The organism is Parasutterella muris (assembly GCF_009767915.1).
Taxonomy (GTDB): Bacteria; Pseudomonadota; Gammaproteobacteria; order Burkholderiales; family Burkholderiaceae_F; genus Parasutterella; species Parasutterella muris.
This window is the reverse complement of the sequence record NZ_WSRP01000007.1, coordinates 45,503-61,178: the sequence shown is the minus strand read 5'-3', so window position 1 is coordinate 61,178 and position 15,676 is coordinate 45,503. Positions and strand designations below refer to the sequence as shown.

Sequence of the window (15,676 nt, the reverse complement as noted above, 5' to 3'; positions counted from 1 at the left end):
TTCCTCGCTAATTAATGCTTAATATCTGATGTCAATCTCAAATTCCAAATCAAATATTAAGAATGAATTGGCTCAGCTCGCTTTTATTCGAATCGGGTTCTTTTTCGCACGGTATTCTTGCCTTTAGTATTGCGATATCGCTTGGTCTTTATCTTGGCAAATTAAAGTTTTTCGGGTTGTCGTTCGGCGCGACCTGTGTTCTTTTTGTCGGTCTGATTATGAGCTGGCTTGGCATCGAAGTGGATGCCTCTATGCTGGGCTTCTTCAGAAATTTCGGCCTGATTCTGTTTGTGTTCTTTATCGGTCTGCAGGTTGGGCCGTCATTTTTTGCGACATTTAAGAGCAGCGGCGCGGGACTCGTCGGTCTGATGGTGCTTGCGGTCGGTTTGAGCTTAGCGGTCACTGTCATTCTTTATTTTCTCTGCGCACCCGCAGTCTCTCTTCCCGAGATGCTCGGCATCATGTTCGGTGCGGTCACAAGCACGCCCGGTCTCGGCGCGACGCAGGAAGCCCTGCAGTCTTTGGGTTCGAAGATCGATATTACGGTCGGATATGCCTGCGCTTATCCGTTTGCGATCCTTTCGACCATGGCGGTCATCATGGGTCTTAAACGATTCTTCAATGTTGATCTTGCAGAAGAAGACAAGAAATGGGATTTAGCGCAGCAGAATATGAACCGCGCCCCGATTTTTTATCATGTCAAGGCAAACAACAAGGCTTTAAGCGGCATTACGCTTCGCGAAATCCGTGCCATTATCGGACGTCCCTTTATTTGTTCCCGAGTGCTCCATGACGGAACAATCACCAGTCCGACCGCGGACAGTCTGATTTATGTCGGAGACCGCCTGCGCATTGTTTCCAACGCGGAGCACAAAACCGCGGTCTGTGCTTTCTGCGGTGAGGAAGATAAAGAGGTGGATTTGGCCACTGCGCATTCTCCGATCAAAAACGAGCGCATTCGTGTGACGGAACCGAATATGCAGGGTGTTCAAATTGAAGATTTGCATTTAAGTCGTTTTGACGGTGTCAATATCACGCGTGTCGCTCGCGCAGGCGTTACGTTCTTCCCCTACAACTCGCTTCGTCTGCAGCTCGGAGATACGCTGATCTGCGTCGGTCCGGCAAACGCGATCAGTCGTTTGGCCGCGCTTGTCGGCAATCGTGAGAAGCAGTTGGAAAAACCCAATGTCATCGCTATCTTTGCGGCGATCGCCTTTGGGGTGCTTCTCGGGTCTGTTCCGATCGCATTTCCGTACATACCGGTGACGATCAAGCTTGGTTTGGCGGGAGGCCCGCTCATCGCCGCGATTCTCTTAGGCTATTACGGTCCGAGGTTCCATCTGGTGACTTATACTACGCATTCGGCGAATCTGATGCTGAGGCAGTGGGGGCAGACATTCTTTTTGGCGAGCGTCGGCTTGGCTTCCGGCAAACCCTTCTTTGAAGCCTTTATCAACGGAAGCGGCTATCTGTACGTGCTTTTGGGAATTCCGATTACCGTGATTCCGCTTGCGATCGCGGGCTTTATCGCACGCACCAAGATGAATATGAACTTCCATTCCATCGCAGGTTTCCTTGCGGGCTGCACCACCAACACATCACTGCTTGGCTTTGCTTCGAGTCTTTCGGAACGCAGTATCGCGCTGATTTCTTATTCAACGGTCTATCCGCTTGCGATGTTCCTGCGAATTATTTCCGGTCAGGTGCTCCTGATGATTCTTTGGGCCGCTTAAATCAGTGTGCTGATCCGTGAACCGGCAGGTCTTTGAAGATTGACTTCCTGCCGGTTTGTGTTTTCTAAAAATTGAACGAAGGAAAAAATGTCAGAACAGTTTGAGCAGGAATCCATTCCTAAAGTCAATAACAATCCGTTTTTACCGGAGGGACGAATTCACAAAATGTCGTTTTTTCTGACGACGCTGGTGCTGAGCCTGATTGCGAGTTGTTTTTACGGTGTGACTGAGGCGGGTGTCGTTTCAGAGGACGCTATGGTCTTTGAAACAGCCGTTAGTGCATCTCTCGGTACCGTGCTTCTTCAGATCTTTGCCTGCATCAAACGCTGCAGAGATGTATTAAAAGCTCTCCGTGGTGCGTACTTCTTCTGTTTATTCCGCTCGTCGGTTTTGTTTACAGTCTTATTCTGCTGTTTAAAGGTCCCCGCTATCCGAATTAAACCGGCAGAGACCAATCAGCCCGCAGATCAATTGCCGATCTTCGGGTTTATTTTTTTGACGAAACCTGCCTAGTTTGGAGGTTATTTCACAGCCTTTGCAATCCTTTCGGGCTACAGTCTTTGAAAACGAAAGCAGAGGTGAAAATATGTCGCAGCAGTTTAATTTGGCAGTGCCGAGAGTCAATAACAATCCGTTTTTGCCGGACGGAAGAATACACAGACTGTCGTTTTTTCTGACGATGCTGGTTCTGTGCTTTATCTCGTCCTGGTTCGTTGATTTTTCTTCGGTCTATAACGCTTCAGCGGGTACAGTCAATGTCAAAGCGATCGGCTGGTTTCCGGTCATTGTTTTAGTGCTTCAGCTCTTTGCCTGTATTAAGCGCTGCCGAGACATACAGTACTCGCCTTGGTCGGTCGTGCTGTTCATCATTCCTATTGTCGGATTCATCTACGGTTTGCTGCTGCTCTTCAAAGGCTCGAAGTATCCCGATTAGACCGATAAATGAAAAATAAACCCGCAGATCATTAAATGAGCTGCGGGCTTATCGCTCTTAGGAGAACTTATTTCATTTCTTTAACAGCGTTGATAGCGGCATGGCGTCCGGAGTAGGAAGCAAAGCCGAAAGCGTGGCCGGAGAAGAAGTCCGGGTAGGTCGGGCCGACCATGTTGGATACTTCAAGACCTGCGGCGTAAAGACCTTTGATCGGACGAGAGTCTTTATCGAGGACCTGATGATCCCGATTGGTGATCAGACCGCCGTAGGCGCTGAAGAAGTAGGATTTCAGTTTCAGCGCATAGAGTTTCTTGCCTTCAATCGGAACTAAGTAGCGGCGATCTTTCAGGAACATCGGATCGCTCTGCAGTTCGCAGTTCTTGTTGTATTCGGCAACCGTCTTTTCCAGTGCTGCGGCAGGGACATTGATGGCTTTAGCGAGCCCTGCGACGGTAGAGGCGCTCTTGAATCCGTCCGAGTCAGCTGCCAGAGCTTCGTCGATGTCCTTCTGCAGGTTGGCGTATTTCGTTCCGATCGGAACTAAAACACCGATGCCGGAAGAGGCGCCTTTTTCCATTAAGTACTTGACGGTATTTTCGTCAAAGATACACCAGCCATAGTGACCCGGCTGAGCGTAGATCGCGTTAGCTGCTTCACTGAAGGCGTTGCACTGGGATTCATCCGTAAAGCGCAGACCGTCACGATTAACCCAAAGGTTAAAGGGCTGCCAGGATGTTCCGTAAAGGTTGCTGAGGAACTTGATGCCTTTGCCCTCGGTGCCGAGATGACCGATAAAGCTGACGGGACCTCTTTCCGCACCGGCTTTCATCGCCATGACAATGCCGTCACCGGTCTTGTTGATAGGCACGGAGCTCTTCCATGCTTCAGGGTCTCTGTGACCCCATTCGGCAACTTTCTTCGGATCGTCGCCAAAGCTTCCGGAAGCGAGAATGACCGCTTTGCCGGAAATGTGATAAGTGTTGCCCTTGTTGTCTTTAGCGATAACGCCAACGACTTTGTCGTCTTTCTTAATCAGATCGACGGCAGGTGTGGCAAGCATGGTCTGCACACCGAGTTTATCGGCGGCATCTTTCATGCCCTTGATAAGACCGGCACCGTGGTTAACACCTTTGTAGTTCTTAATGATGTGCCAGGTGTTGTCCTTGAGCGGTGTTTCGCGAATGACTTCAAACTCAATGCCGTGCTTGGAGAGCCATTCGATGTTTTCAGCGGACCCTTCAACGAAATCCTTGTTTTTATACGGGTCTACGAGGTGGTTTTGGCGTTCGATGAACTGACGATAGGCTTCCTGACGTGTGAGCGGATCGCCTCTAAGACGGTTCCATTCGGAATCCACGGCAAAAAGGCCTTCGGCGTGTTGGGAATTGCCGCCGACATACGGATTCTTTTCAAGCAGAATCACTTTTTTACCGAGTTCAGCGCCCTGAACGGCAGCGGAAAGTCCGGCGGAACCCGCACCGACGACGATAAGGTCAGTGTTCAGATTCTGGTCCGCTGCGAAAGAATGACTGCCGAAACATAAGACGACAGCAGCGCATAATCCGGAAATTTTGATTTGAGACATCTTATTCTCCTGGTCTTTGTAAGGTTATGAAAATGCTAGCAAATCAGCGAAACGTACCCCGTTAAGCAGTTAACACATTTGAACAGCGTGAAATTCCCGAGTAAGAGTAAAAAAAGCGTTTTTTGCGTGAAATCCTTGAAGCCTCGGTGGCTATAATCCCCTGTATTGTTACTTAAAGCACAGAGAAAGAGAAAATGAAGATTCTTGTCCCGGTAAAACGGGTCGTGGATGCGAACATTAAAGTCAAACTCGGTGCGGACGGCACGCTTGATGTGAGTTCGCTCAAGAAATCCATGAACCCGTTTGATGAGATCGCCTTGGAACAGGCGGTTCAGATGAAAGAAAAAGGCATTGCGCATGAAGTTATCGCGGTCTCCGTCGGTGAAGCGCAGTGCGCAGAAACGCTTCGTGTCGCGCTTGCCATGGGCGCCGACAAAGCAGTCCTTTTGCAGACATCTCAGGCCTACGAGCTTGAGCCGCTGAATGTGGCCAAGATTCTGGCCGCTTATGTGAATCAGTCGACTCCTGATTTGATTATCTGCGGCAAGCAGGCCGTGGATGACGATGCGAATCAGGTCGGTCAGATGGTTGCCGCGCTTTGCGGCTACCCGCAGGGTACGCATGCATCTGGCGCGGAAATGAAAGAAGGCCGCCTTGTCGTTACCCGTGAAGTAGACGGAGGTTTTGAGATCGTCGAACTGACGCTGCCCGCGGTGGTGACCGCGGATCTGCGTCTGAACGCACCGCGTTATGTGACGCTGCCGATGATGATGAAGGCAAAGCGCAAGCCGCAGGAAGTCATTGAAGCGGCTTCGCTCGGCGTACAGCTTCGTGCGCACACTGAAGTTGTCGGCTATGAGGCTCCTGCCGCAAGAAAAGTCGGACAGCGTGTTGCCAGTGTCGATGAACTGATCGACAAACTCAAGAACGAGGCTAAGGTACTTTAAGGAGCGAAAACAATGTCTGTATTAATTATTGCTGATCACAATCAGGTCGCTCTGAATCCTGCGGTTTACTCGCTTGTGACCGCCGCTCAGAAAATCGGCGGAGATATCGATGTGTTTATCGCGGCACAGGACGGGTCTAAAGTGCTTGAAGAGGCGAGCTCTATTAAAGGCATCAGACGCGTTCTTCTGACGGAAGCGCCTTATTTTGCCGAAGAACTTCCAGAAAACATGAGCGCCTCTGTATTAGAAGTCAGCTCGGAATATTCCCATATTCTCTTTATCGCCAATCCGAGCGGCAAAGCCGCTGCGCCGCGCGTCGCGGCAAAACTCGATGTCGCACAGATTTCTGAAGTGACCGATGTGGTTGACGGCAAAACGTTTAAGCATCCGATCTACGCAGGCTCCGTGATCGAGACCGTTCGTACGCTTGACGAAAAAGTCGTTCTTACTGTCCGCGCGACCGCTTTTGATCCGGCAGAGAAGGGTGAAACTTCAGTGCAGATTGAGCGTGTGGTTCCGATTTCTCCTGTGATCAAAGTGACTTTCGTCCGTAAAGAGCAGGTTAAGAATGATCGTCCCGATCTGCAGAGCGCGAAGATTGTGCTTGCGGGCGGCAGAGGCTTGGTCGATGAGGCGGAGTTCGCAGAAATGGGCCGCTTAGCCGATAAGCTTGGCGCAGCGGTCGGCACAACGCGCGCGGTTGTGGACGCGGGCATTGCGCCCAATGATTGGCAGATCGGTCAGACCGGCAAGATCATTGCGCCGAACCTTTATATCGGTTTCGGTATTTCAGGCGCGATCCAGCACATTGCCGGCATTAAAGACGCCAAAGTCATTGTTGCGGTCAACAAGGATCCGGAAGCGCCGATCTTCGAAGTAGCTGATTACGGATTGGTGGCTGACGCCATGGCGACAGTCCGCGAATTGGAACAGAAGCTTTAATTTGTGATCCGGGAAAGGACGCGGCGTGCCGCGTTCTTTCGCTTTCCGCTTTTCCGTAACAATTCGGCAACAAATTATCGCTTGTGGATTGTTTAATTAGGAAAAATGGGATAGAATCACGTGTTTTCAGGCGTTATAGCGCCTACTATTTTCATTTTTAAAATATATTTCTATAGAGGTAATTTAACTATGGTCGTTATTCGTCTGGCTCGTGGCGGCTCCAAGAAGCGCCCCTTCTTTAACATCGTCGCGACCGACTCCCGCAATCCCCGTGACGGACGTTTCAATGAACGCATCGGTTTCTACAACCCGATGGCCAGCGGCGCTGCTCAGCGTCTCTCTATCAACGAAGCCAGCCTCAACGCTTGGGTTGCTAACGGCGCAAAGATGAGCGACACAGTTGCCCGTCTTTACAAGGAATTCAAAAAGACAGCCGCTCCCGCTGCCTAATTTTCCTCACCGTTTGTGACAAACGAAAAGAATTTCAGCGCCGAGCCTATACTGCTCGGCGTTTTGCATGGTGCTTACGGCTTGAAGGGCTGGGTTCGCGTTCAGCCTTTTCAGGACACTCAGGCGCTTCTGTCCTCCGAAAACTGGTTAATCTGTGATCGGGAGGGCGGTGTGCGTCCTATTCGCATGGAAAAAGCCAAGGTGCACGGAGCCGGTCTCATTGCCAAGCTCGAAGGGATTGAGACTCCGGAGCAGGCTGCCGAACTTAGAGGCGCTGTCGGCATGTACCGAAAGGATTTTCCGCAGATCGAAGAAGGCGAATTCTACTGGGTGGATCTGATCGGCTGTGAAGCGGTGAACAAGGCAGGCGAGACGATCGGAGTGGTTAAAGGTCTGATCGACAACGGCGTTCATGACATTTTGGATGTTCAGAAGCCTGACGGAAGTTCTGTTTTGATTCCCTTTGTGGACAGCTACTTTGTTGAGGCGGATTTAGAGAACAGAAAGATTGTTCTTGACTGGGATCCCACCTGGAGCTGATCGGCCGATGCGTATTGACGTCGTAACCCTTTTTCCGCAGATGCCGGCACTGATTGCCGAGTGCGGTATTACTTCGAGGGCTGCAAAGCTTGGCCTTTGGCAGCTCAAGATATGGAATCCGCGCAAATTCACGCATGATGCGCACCGCACTGTCGACGATCGTCCCTTCGGGGGCGGCCCCGGCATGGTCATGATGGCTGAGCCTTTAGCTCAGACGATTGACGCGATCCGCGCAGACGGAAACCGGGGACGTGTGTTCGCATTTGCGCCTTCTGGCCGTACGCTTTGCGATGAGCGAGTGCTTGAGCTTGCGGAAAGCGACGAGGACATGATTCTTGTCTGCGGGCGTTATGAAGGCATCGATCAGCGGTTTCTCGACACTTATGTGGACGAGATTATTTCCATCGGCGACTATGTCCTCTCCGGCGGAGAACTAGCGGCAATGGTTCTGATGGACGCGGTTGTGAGGCGTCTTCCCGGAGCCATTAAAGAGCTCTCGGCTTCGGACGAATCTTTCTCCACAGGTCTTTTGGACGCGCCGCACTATACGCGGCCGGAAGAGTGGAGAGGGATGAAAGTGCCGGAAGTGCTGGTCAACGGGCACCATAAGCATATTCAGGACTGGACGAGAAAAATGGCGTTACAAACAACCGCCACAAACCGTCCGGATTTGGTTAAAATAGCGCGCTCGAAGAATCTTCTCTCCGAAGAGGATGAGAAAGTTCTGAGAACGCTTAGTTCGGAGTCTTCGGACTTCTTGGTTTAAAACCCATCCTCTCGGCAGTTTAAGACGAAAAGATCTGCATGATGATGGTCATTGGAGATTACAAATGAATTTGATTGAAACACTTGAAAAGGAAGAGATTGCCCGTCTTTCTGAAGGCAAAACTTTCCCGCAGATCAACCCCGGCGACACCGTTGTTGTTAACGTCAACGTTGTTGAAGGTTCCCGCAAGCGTGTACAGGCCTTTGAAGGCGTTGTGATCGCTAAGCGCAACCGCGGTCTGAATTCCGCTTTCACCGTTCGTAAGATTTCCAGCGGCGAAGGCGTTGAACGTACTTTCCAGCTGTATTCTCCGATGATTGCCAGCATCGAAGTTAAGCGTCACGGCGATGTTCGCCGCGCTAAGCTTTACTACCTGCGCAATCTGTCCGGTAAGGCTGCCCGAATCAAAGAAAAACTGGTTCGCAAGGCCTAATCTTAGGATATGGGCGGTCCTTCCTAAAGCGGGGGACCGAGAAAGAGCTCGGAGCGCATCCGGGCTTTTTCTTTGTCCGGAAGAGATAAAAAAAGACCGCCGATCGGGCGGTCTAAGTATTTCAAGCCTTGGATAATCTGTAAGGCAGTGTCTTTCGGTTAGCTGCGCAGTACATTAGAGATTCTTTCGCTGGTCTTCATCAGATCATATGTCTGGCTGTCATCGAATGCGGCAAAGACGGTGCCGATCTTATCGGTGATGACGTACATGTCTTCGGGTGTCTTCTCGATCCAGCCAAGTTCGACGAGTTTTGCGAGTTTGCGGCGAACGGTTTCGCGAGGAATACCGGTCACGTCCGAAATAGAGAGTGCGTTGCACGGAAGCAGCTGTCTCTGACCGTGTGCGTCAGCCGGCATATAACCGCGGCGCTCGTCATAGAAACGTTCGGTATTGCGCGAAGCGATTTCACCGAGGACCAAACAAAGTGTCAGGTCACCGTCATAGGCCTGGTACATGGCGCGAAGTCTGCTTGTCATGAAACGAAGCAGCAGTACTGAGAGAATATCGCGATGAGAAGCATAAACTTCAGGAGAGACACCGGCCGGAATATGAAGTCCTGTAGGGAGTTCAGTGGGGAAAGCAGCTCTGTCTTTGGGTGTGCGGCGTGTTCTTAACATCTTTATCACTCCTATGTAATTTTTTAACCTCGACCTTTGATGAAATTCTTTTTTGTTTCCATCTAAGTTGAGAACATAATATCGGGAAATCCCGTAATGAGCAAGTGATTACACTAATTACAAGATAACTAGAACACGCTATTTTGAAGAAAATCTATAGGATTTTCTAGGTTTTTAAACCTAGGTATTTCCTCTAATCCCTTGATTGACAGGCACTTCGGGTTACTACTTAAATAAGTTGAGTTGCTTTAAAAATATATGTAATTAATTGTAAATTACTCATTAAGGCGATTAGTCAGCGAAGAATTGATAAACCCAAAATGTTGTGACGCACCAAAATGGTAAGAGCTGCGGTTCAGTGATTCCCAAAGATTACGGTTAGCATATGAAGAGAATTGTCCTGAGCTCTTTGGCAGGAATTGATTTCATTTGTACGAACATTTATTGGGCGGTTTGATCCTTGACAATCAATTTTCTTATTTAATCGAGAACGGATTTCTCTCTAATTTTTCTAAGTCAGACGAGTTTATAGATCACGTGAATGCGTTATATGATAAAAAAATACCGCCCGACGATTCCGTCGGACGGTGTTAAAACGCTGTCTTAGTATCTGCCGCTTTCTCTGGCAATCGCCTCTTCCGCGAGTTCCTTATAGAAGGCGTAGCGCTCGGGATCGATTTCTCCGTCTTCAACCGCCTTCTTCACCGCGCAGCCAGGCTCCTGCAGGTGACGACAGTTCGTAAAGCGGCAATGTTCCACACGATCACGAATTTCCGGCATGCCGCGCATAATATCGTTCAGTGTCAGGTGAGACAGGCCGAACTCTTGAAACCCCGGTGAGTCAACGAGCGCACCGCCCTCGAAGTTAAACCAGCGCGCGGCGGTAGTCGTCTGCTTGCCAAGATCGAGCGCGACGGAGTATTCCTGAGTTCTCTGCGCTGCGCCCGGAATCAGAAGATTAAGGATTGTGGATTTACCCATGCCGGACTGTCCGATCAGAAGCGTGATCTTATCCCTAAAGATCGGCTCTAAGATTTCCCTGGTTTTTTCCGGATCTTTGGTCGCGGAGACTTCAACAACCTCGGCTCCGAGTTCTTTAAGCTGATCGATAAAGGGGCGCACTGCAGCTTCATCCTGTATGTAGTCGCATTTATTGCGGATAATCACGGTCGGAATGTCCGCCGTTTCAGCCGCAAGGAGCGCCTTCCAAATAAAGTGCGGGTTGTAACTCGGTCGTGTGGCAAAGACGACCGCAACCTGATCTATGTTGGCTGCCAGCGGTTTCGTGCGCAGATCGTCGCTTCGATAAAGAAGTGATTTTCTCGGTTCAATCTTTTCAACGGAAACCTGCGTCGGTGAAGTCTGCAGGCACTGCGCAATATCTCCGACCACCACATCGCCTTTTTTGCCTTTACGCGTGGCTTCGAGTACCGTGCCGTCGTTTTTTTCCACAAAACTATGTTTGCCGTGGGTGGACACCACACGAGCATTAAACCGAACAGATTCAGCCATTATCTAGAACACCTTAATGAGACGCAGCTTTGGCTTTTTCGGCTTCTTCGATCGCCTGAATGCGGATTGCCGCGTCCGGGTGCGAAGAATAAAAGGCCGAATAAACCGGATCAGGCGTCAGCGTAGACGCATTGTCAGAAAAAAGCTTAACCAATGCACTAATGAGGGCATGTCCGTTGGAATATTTGACGGCAAAGGCGTCTGCTTCAAATTCATGCTTGCGTGAGAAGTAACTGCTGAGCGGAGCAAGAGGAAACATGAAGACAGGTACTGCGATGGAGAAGAGCACAAGCGCGGTTCCGTGACTTGCGCCTTGAATCAGGTTGACACCGAGTCCTTCATAGAACCATTGACAGTCAGCAAGAACGCTCAGAAGCCAAAAGAAGAGCAGGGAGAAAACGCAGGAGAAGGCGAGCATCTTATAAATGTGATTGAGCTTGTAGTGTCCGAGTTCGTGCGCAAGCACCGTTTCTGTTTCCTCAGGTGTGAGTTTATTCATGAGCGTGTCAAAAAGAACGATGCGTTTGTTCTTTCCAAAGCCGGTCATGTAGGCGTTGCCCTTAGCGCTGCGCTTGGAGGCATCCATGCTGTAAAGCCCGCGGGACGAGAAACCGATTCTGGAGAGCAGGGATTCGAGTCTGTCTTTGAGCTCACCATCGGGAAGCGGAGAGAATTTATTAAAGAGCGGTGCGATCACAGCCGGATACAGCCAAAGAATAATGACATTGAAAAGCATGTAAGCGGCCCAGGCCCAAACCCACCAGTAGGGGCCGGAGACATTCCAGAGCCAGAGAATCAGCGAAACAATGGGCACGCCAAGCACAATGCTGAGCGCAGCTGACATCAGTGTGTCCTTGATAAATCTTGCCGGCGTTGTGGTGTTGAAACCGTACTTTGCTTCAATCTTGAAGGTCTGGTACCAGCTGAAGGGAAGATCAATGAGGCCGGAGATAAAGCCGATCAGAAGGATGATGACGACCTGAGCGAGAATGGTGTTGCCAAGCCAGCCGGTTGTCATGAGATAAATAATTTGGAGCAGCCCGCCCACGGTAAGTATCAGCGTTAGCCCTAGAGAAACCAGTCTGGAGAGTTCTCCGAAGCGGACATTTTCAATTGAGTAATCCGCCGCTTTCTGATGAGCTTCCAGCGTTATTTTTTCTGCAAAGGCCTCCGGGACTTTTCCGCGATTCTCTCGGATACATCGAATTTCACGACAGTCCAAATAATATTTAAGCGCGAAGCCACCGAAAAGGAAGAAAAGAAAAAGAGTTTCAAAAGCAGAGGAATAGTTCATTTTTGGATATTTATAGTCCGATGTAAGAGCAAAGATAGCGCATTTTGCAGAGAAACGGACAGCTGCAGGATTATTAATCGCTAAAACGCTCAGAGTGGTTTGAGCAAAAAGCAGTGACAGACGGAATCTCTATACTTAAAACGAAAAGACATGGAAGGAGCTTCCTATGAATTTCAGAAAAATTTTAAGCGCATGCTGTTTATCAGTTTGTGTACTTCATTTTTCATCACCTATCGCACAAGCCGGTATTCATCTTGATGTAAATGTCGGTGTCGGAGCCCCGGGATATTATGGGATTCTTCCAATTCAGGGTGTCGTGCCTCAGGTTTTTAACAGTAATCCGGTTATTGCAGTAGGGACGGCAATTCCGGGTGTCGGTCCGATTTATCTTACTGTTCCTTTGGAACACAGAAAACATTGGGATAGGTATTGCGACCGCTACGATGCGTGTTCAAGACCTGTGTATTTCGTCCAACGCCCTTGGTACGATAAGCATTACGTGAAACACCACCATCCACATCACCGCCCGCATTTTGACCATGATGATCATCATCATGGGCATGATTTTCATAAGCATAAAAAATGGAAAAAACATCACAAGCATGACGATGATTAAGCGCGATCAAGCAAGCGCATAATTCGATGCATTAAAATGCGTCCATTCGTTTTGTGAGAATTTTGGAATGTCAGTCAATGAATTTAAAAGCGAGAGAAGCCCGCTTTTTAATGAACAGAATTTAATCTGGATGGATCTGGAAATGACAGGCCTGGAGCCTCAGATTAACCGTATTATTGAGCTGGCCGCGATCATCACGGATCCGCAGCTGAATGTGATCGCAGAGGGTCCAGTTATTGCGATTCATCAGGATAAAGCCGTTCTCGATACGATGGACTCGTGGAACACAGCGACACATACAAGAAGCGGATTAGTTGATCGCGTGCTGAAGAGCACGGTTGGTGAAGCCGAAGCCGCGAAAATTTATATTGATTTCTTCTCTCAATATGTACCGGCAGGCAAGAGTCCGCTTTGTGGGAATTCCATTGGTCAGGACAGAAGATTTATGGCGAGATGGATGCCGGATTTGGAGCAGTTTCTTCACTACCGCAATCTGGATGTCTCTTCCTTTAAGGAATGTGTTAAGCGCTGGGCTCCGGAAGTGGGTAAAAAGTATCAGAAGACTTCCAAACATGAGGCTTTGTCAGACATCTACGATTCGATTGAAGAGTTGAGGTTTTATCGGCAGGAAGTGATGAAGATTTAGGGACGGGCCCGCATTTGCGGGCTCTGTTGTTTATTGCTTCGGCTTTTGATTTAGTCGCAGAATGAGGCTTGACGTATCTAATCTTCCGCCGCCCATGTTCTGAATGTCACCATAGAACTGATCCACCAGCGCGGTAAGCGGAAGCGACGCACCGCTGCGTCGAGCCTGACTGAGCGCAATGCCTAAATCCTTGCGCATCCAATCCACGGCAAAACCAAAATTAAATTGGTTCTCAATCATAGATTTTCCTCTGCCGTTCATTTGCCAGGAACCTGCGGCGCCTTTGCCGATAACTTCCAAAACGAGTTCCATATTCAGGTTCGCGGTTTTACCAAAGGCGATCGCTTCAGAGAGTCCCTGCAGGATTCCTGCGATGCAAATCTGGTTGCACATCTTGGCAAGCTGGCCGCTGCCGCTATCTCCGATTCTTTTGACGGAACAGGCAAAAGCGGATGCGATTGGCGTGCAGCGCTCGATAACATCTTCGTCACCGCCGCACATAACAGTCAGAACGCCGTTTTCCGCACCTGCCTGTCCTCCGGAAACCGGAGCGTCTACAAAACTCAGGCCGAGTTGCTTAGCTTTGGCGTACATTTCCTGGGCTACCTCTGCAGAGTCGGTAGTTGCATCCCAAAGAACAGCTCCTTTCTTCATTCCGGCAAAAGCGCCGTTTTCTCCTAATAGAACGCTTCTGAGGTCTTCATCATTGCCAACGCATGTAAAAACGATGTCTGCGTCTTTGGCTGCTTCTGCAGGAGTTGAGGCGTATTTGCCGCCGAAGGTTTCAATCCAGTCTTTCGCTTTTGACGTGGTTCGGTTGTAGACAGTCATTTCGCACCCGGCCGCTTTCAAATGCGCGGCCATTGGACTGCCCATGACACCAAGGCCGATAAAAGCGGCTTTAGTTCCGGCCGGAATCGGTGTGTAATCTGTTTTAGGGAAGAAGTTCATAGCTTACTTACTCCATAAAAATCCCGCCGTGAAAGGCGGGAAAAATTAAAAACTCTAGCGGCGTCCTCGGATCTTAATGATCTCTTCGGCAACCTTCACAACTCTTCGGGAGAGAGAAGATGTCGGGTCAATAACAGCCGCGCTGCAGTCGCCAAGATCGAGATTGTCTGTCTCATCAAGAATCAGAGGGAGTTCCGTACAGCCGAGTACGAGAACAGTCGCACCTTTTTCCTTAGCGAGGTGGCGGGCTGCCTTCAGAAGAACCTCTTTGCAGTGTCCTTCGGTGTAACCGGCTTTCGCGCCGAGCTCACCGTAAATCGCTTCCATGACAAGCGCCTGATATTCCTTATCCGGCGTGACCATGGAAAGATTCATGCTCTTAGCCTTATTAGAATAAATTCCGGTTTGGATGGTGCCGTCGGTGGCCATAAGGCCGACCACTGCGTTTTTACCGTACTTCTCGATAATCTCTTCGAGTGTGACCTGCTGCATATTGATGAGCGGGACGGACAAATGAGGAAGGATGGTTTCGAAGTAAGCGTGGGCTGTGTTGCAGGCGATTACGATGGCGTCGACGTCATCGTTTTCCAGTCGTTTACAGGCCTGGTATAAGGCAAGTGTCGGGTCAACACCGCCTTCGAGCAGGTATTTCGTGCGGTCAGGAACCTGAGGGTTCTGCTCAACCGCGACTTTAATATGCTTTTGATCGGTTTTAGCCAGTGTAAAGCGCGTAATTTTATCGTACAGGTCAACAGTCGCAGCCGGTCCGAGGCCGCCCACAATACCGATCTTGAAGGGTTTCGGAAGGTTGTGCCACTCGGTGAAGCAGAGATAATCAGCGAAGGCTTTGACGACATCGATAACCGGATAGCCTTTGGCGTTTAAAGCTTCCGAGAGAAGTGCCTGAAGGCCGCAGGTCGGAAGGATTTTTTCTGCGCCGCCTCTGACTAATTCGGAGCAGAGCATGGCGAGTTTATCGAGCGCTTCCTTTTCATCGGAAGATTTGCCCTTATGGAGCAGTTCCTGGATTTCTTCAACGATCGGGTCGAAAGACTTGTCAAGATCAACCCACTGCGGCTTGAAGACCTTTTCAACCGCTTCTTTGATCGCAGCTGCCTTCGGAGCGGAAGTGCTTCCCAAATAGCCGAGTTTTAAATTCGGGTTCTCAGAGACGGCATGCGCGCATGCAGTGGGGAAGTCAGTAATCGGCGTTGTGATTTCTTCCTGAAGCTCATTTTTAAAACCGAGAGTGCGGCAGTTTGTCACAGCTGCGACCTTAGCACCAGCGGCTCTCAGTCGGCTGACTTCTTCGAAGGCGCGGATCTTGAAATCTCCGTCGCGTACGAGTTTAGAAGCATCGCTATTTGGGCTCTGCCACTCAAAATCGACGGTTTTGAGGATGGCTTTTGTACCGTCGGGTAAGTAGGTATTCGCGATTTTTTCTTTCAGGGCTTTAACAAAGGGGGCAGGGGAACCGACTTGGCAAAGTCCGATGATTGTCTGATCTTTGGCTGACATAGTTTTATCGATCCGGGGAATGTAGATAGAGGAAGTATAGACGCAATAACACATGCAATGGCCAGAAACAGCAATGACGTTCTTGATTTTTTCTCAGCAGATTTCTCCAGTAAAAAGAGGGGAATCAAAAAC

Annotated in this window: 17 protein-coding genes; 11 read left to right on the top strand and 6 right to left on the bottom strand. The window is 49.7% G+C overall.

Features of this window, described 5'->3' with window-relative positions; all coding sequences use genetic code 11:
- The first annotated feature begins 62 nt into the window (after positions 1-62).
- From E5987_RS03390 to E5987_RS03380, 3 genes are all read left to right on the top strand, one after another.
- Positions 63-1,733 carry a putative transporter gene (locus tag E5987_RS03390; RefSeq protein ID WP_160334684.1) on the top strand — a complete coding sequence of 557 codons (1,671 nt, stop codon included), beginning with the start codon at positions 63-65 and terminating at the stop codon, positions 1,731-1,733.
- Positions 1,734-1,820: 87 nt separating this feature from the next.
- Positions 1,821-2,246, top strand: coding sequence for a hypothetical protein (locus E5987_RS03385; RefSeq protein WP_160334683.1), 426 nt, complete (start codon positions 1,821-1,823; stop codon positions 2,244-2,246).
- Between the two features lie 73 nt (positions 2,247-2,319).
- Positions 2,320-2,667 carry a DUF805 domain-containing protein gene (locus E5987_RS03380; protein ID WP_160334682.1) on the top strand — a complete coding sequence of 116 codons (348 nt, stop codon included), beginning with the start codon at positions 2,320-2,322 and terminating at the stop codon, positions 2,665-2,667.
- 67 nt (positions 2,668-2,734) lie between these two features.
- On the opposite strand, the gene E5987_RS03375 is transcribed toward E5987_RS03380, so the two are convergent.
- A complete protein-coding gene (locus E5987_RS03375; RefSeq protein WP_160334681.1) occupies positions 2,735-4,252 on the bottom strand; it encodes an FAD-dependent oxidoreductase in 1,518 nt (505 codons plus the stop codon).
- A 194-nt stretch (positions 4,253-4,446) separates the two neighbouring features.
- Between E5987_RS03375 and E5987_RS03370 the strand changes: the two genes are divergently transcribed.
- The 6 genes from E5987_RS03370 to rplS all read left to right on the top strand — a co-directional run bounded on the left by E5987_RS03370 (position 4,447) and on the right by rplS (position 8,330).
- Positions 4,447-5,199: an electron transfer flavoprotein subunit beta/FixA family protein gene (locus tag E5987_RS03370; protein WP_160334680.1), complete on the top strand. Its 753-nt coding sequence runs from the start codon at positions 4,447-4,449 to the stop codon at positions 5,197-5,199.
- Positions 5,200-5,211: 12 nt separating this feature from the next.
- A complete protein-coding gene (locus E5987_RS03365; RefSeq protein ID WP_160334679.1) occupies positions 5,212-6,141 on the top strand; it encodes an electron transfer flavoprotein subunit alpha/FixB family protein in 930 nt (309 codons plus the stop codon).
- Between the two features lie 189 nt (positions 6,142-6,330).
- A complete protein-coding gene (rpsP, locus tag E5987_RS03360) occupies positions 6,331-6,591 on the top strand; it encodes a 30S ribosomal protein S16 (RefSeq protein WP_160334678.1) in 261 nt (86 codons plus the stop codon).
- Between the two features lie 15 nt (positions 6,592-6,606).
- On the top strand, positions 6,607-7,131 hold the full coding sequence (gene rimM / locus E5987_RS03355) for a ribosome maturation factor RimM (protein ID WP_160334677.1): 525 nt from the start codon (positions 6,607-6,609) through the stop codon (positions 7,129-7,131).
- Between the two features lie 7 nt (positions 7,132-7,138).
- Positions 7,139-7,897 carry a tRNA (guanosine(37)-N1)-methyltransferase TrmD gene (gene trmD / locus E5987_RS03350; RefSeq protein WP_160334676.1) on the top strand — a complete coding sequence of 253 codons (759 nt, stop codon included), beginning with the start codon at positions 7,139-7,141 and terminating at the stop codon, positions 7,895-7,897.
- Positions 7,898-7,961: 64 nt separating this feature from the next.
- Positions 7,962-8,330, top strand: coding sequence for a 50S ribosomal protein L19 (rplS, locus tag E5987_RS03345; RefSeq protein WP_160334675.1), 369 nt, complete (start codon positions 7,962-7,964; stop codon positions 8,328-8,330).
- A gap of 158 nt (positions 8,331-8,488) precedes the next feature.
- On the opposite strand, the gene E5987_RS03340 is transcribed toward rplS, so the two are convergent.
- The 3 genes from E5987_RS03340 to E5987_RS03330 all read right to left on the bottom strand — a co-directional run bounded on the left by E5987_RS03340 (position 8,489) and on the right by E5987_RS03330 (position 11,813).
- Positions 8,489-9,007 (bottom strand): Crp/Fnr family transcriptional regulator, encoded by a 519-nt coding sequence (locus tag E5987_RS03340; protein ID WP_160334674.1) that lies wholly within the window; start codon positions 9,005-9,007, stop codon positions 8,489-8,491.
- A gap of 603 nt (positions 9,008-9,610) precedes the next feature.
- On the bottom strand, positions 9,611-10,519 hold the full coding sequence (rsgA, locus tag E5987_RS03335; RefSeq protein ID WP_160334673.1) for a ribosome small subunit-dependent GTPase A: 909 nt from the start codon (positions 10,517-10,519) through the stop codon (positions 9,611-9,613).
- A gap of 13 nt (positions 10,520-10,532) precedes the next feature.
- Complete coding sequence (locus tag E5987_RS03330) at positions 10,533-11,813, bottom strand: M48 family metallopeptidase (RefSeq protein WP_160334672.1); 1,281 nt, start codon at positions 11,811-11,813, stop codon at positions 10,533-10,535.
- Between the two features lie 166 nt (positions 11,814-11,979).
- Between E5987_RS03330 and E5987_RS03325 the strand changes: the two genes are divergently transcribed.
- Together E5987_RS03325 and orn are read left to right on the top strand one after the other, a co-directional pair.
- Positions 11,980-12,429 carry a hypothetical protein gene (locus E5987_RS03325; RefSeq protein ID WP_160334671.1) on the top strand — a complete coding sequence of 150 codons (450 nt, stop codon included), beginning with the start codon at positions 11,980-11,982 and terminating at the stop codon, positions 12,427-12,429.
- 67 nt (positions 12,430-12,496) lie between these two features.
- Positions 12,497-13,075, top strand: coding sequence for an oligoribonuclease (orn, locus tag E5987_RS03320; protein ID WP_160334670.1), 579 nt, complete (start codon positions 12,497-12,499; stop codon positions 13,073-13,075).
- 30 nt (positions 13,076-13,105) lie between these two features.
- Here the strand turns inward: orn and E5987_RS03315 are convergent, their stop codons facing one another.
- Together E5987_RS03315 and cuyB are read right to left on the bottom strand one after the other, a co-directional pair.
- Positions 13,106-14,026, bottom strand: coding sequence for an NAD(P)-dependent oxidoreductase (locus tag E5987_RS03315; protein WP_160334669.1), 921 nt, complete (start codon positions 14,024-14,026; stop codon positions 13,106-13,108).
- A 54-nt stretch (positions 14,027-14,080) separates the two neighbouring features.
- Positions 14,081-15,544, bottom strand: a complete 1,464-nt coding sequence (gene cuyB, locus E5987_RS03310; protein WP_160334668.1) for a cysteate racemase — start codon at positions 15,542-15,544, stop codon at positions 14,081-14,083.
- Positions 15,545-15,676: the final 132 nt, after the last annotated feature.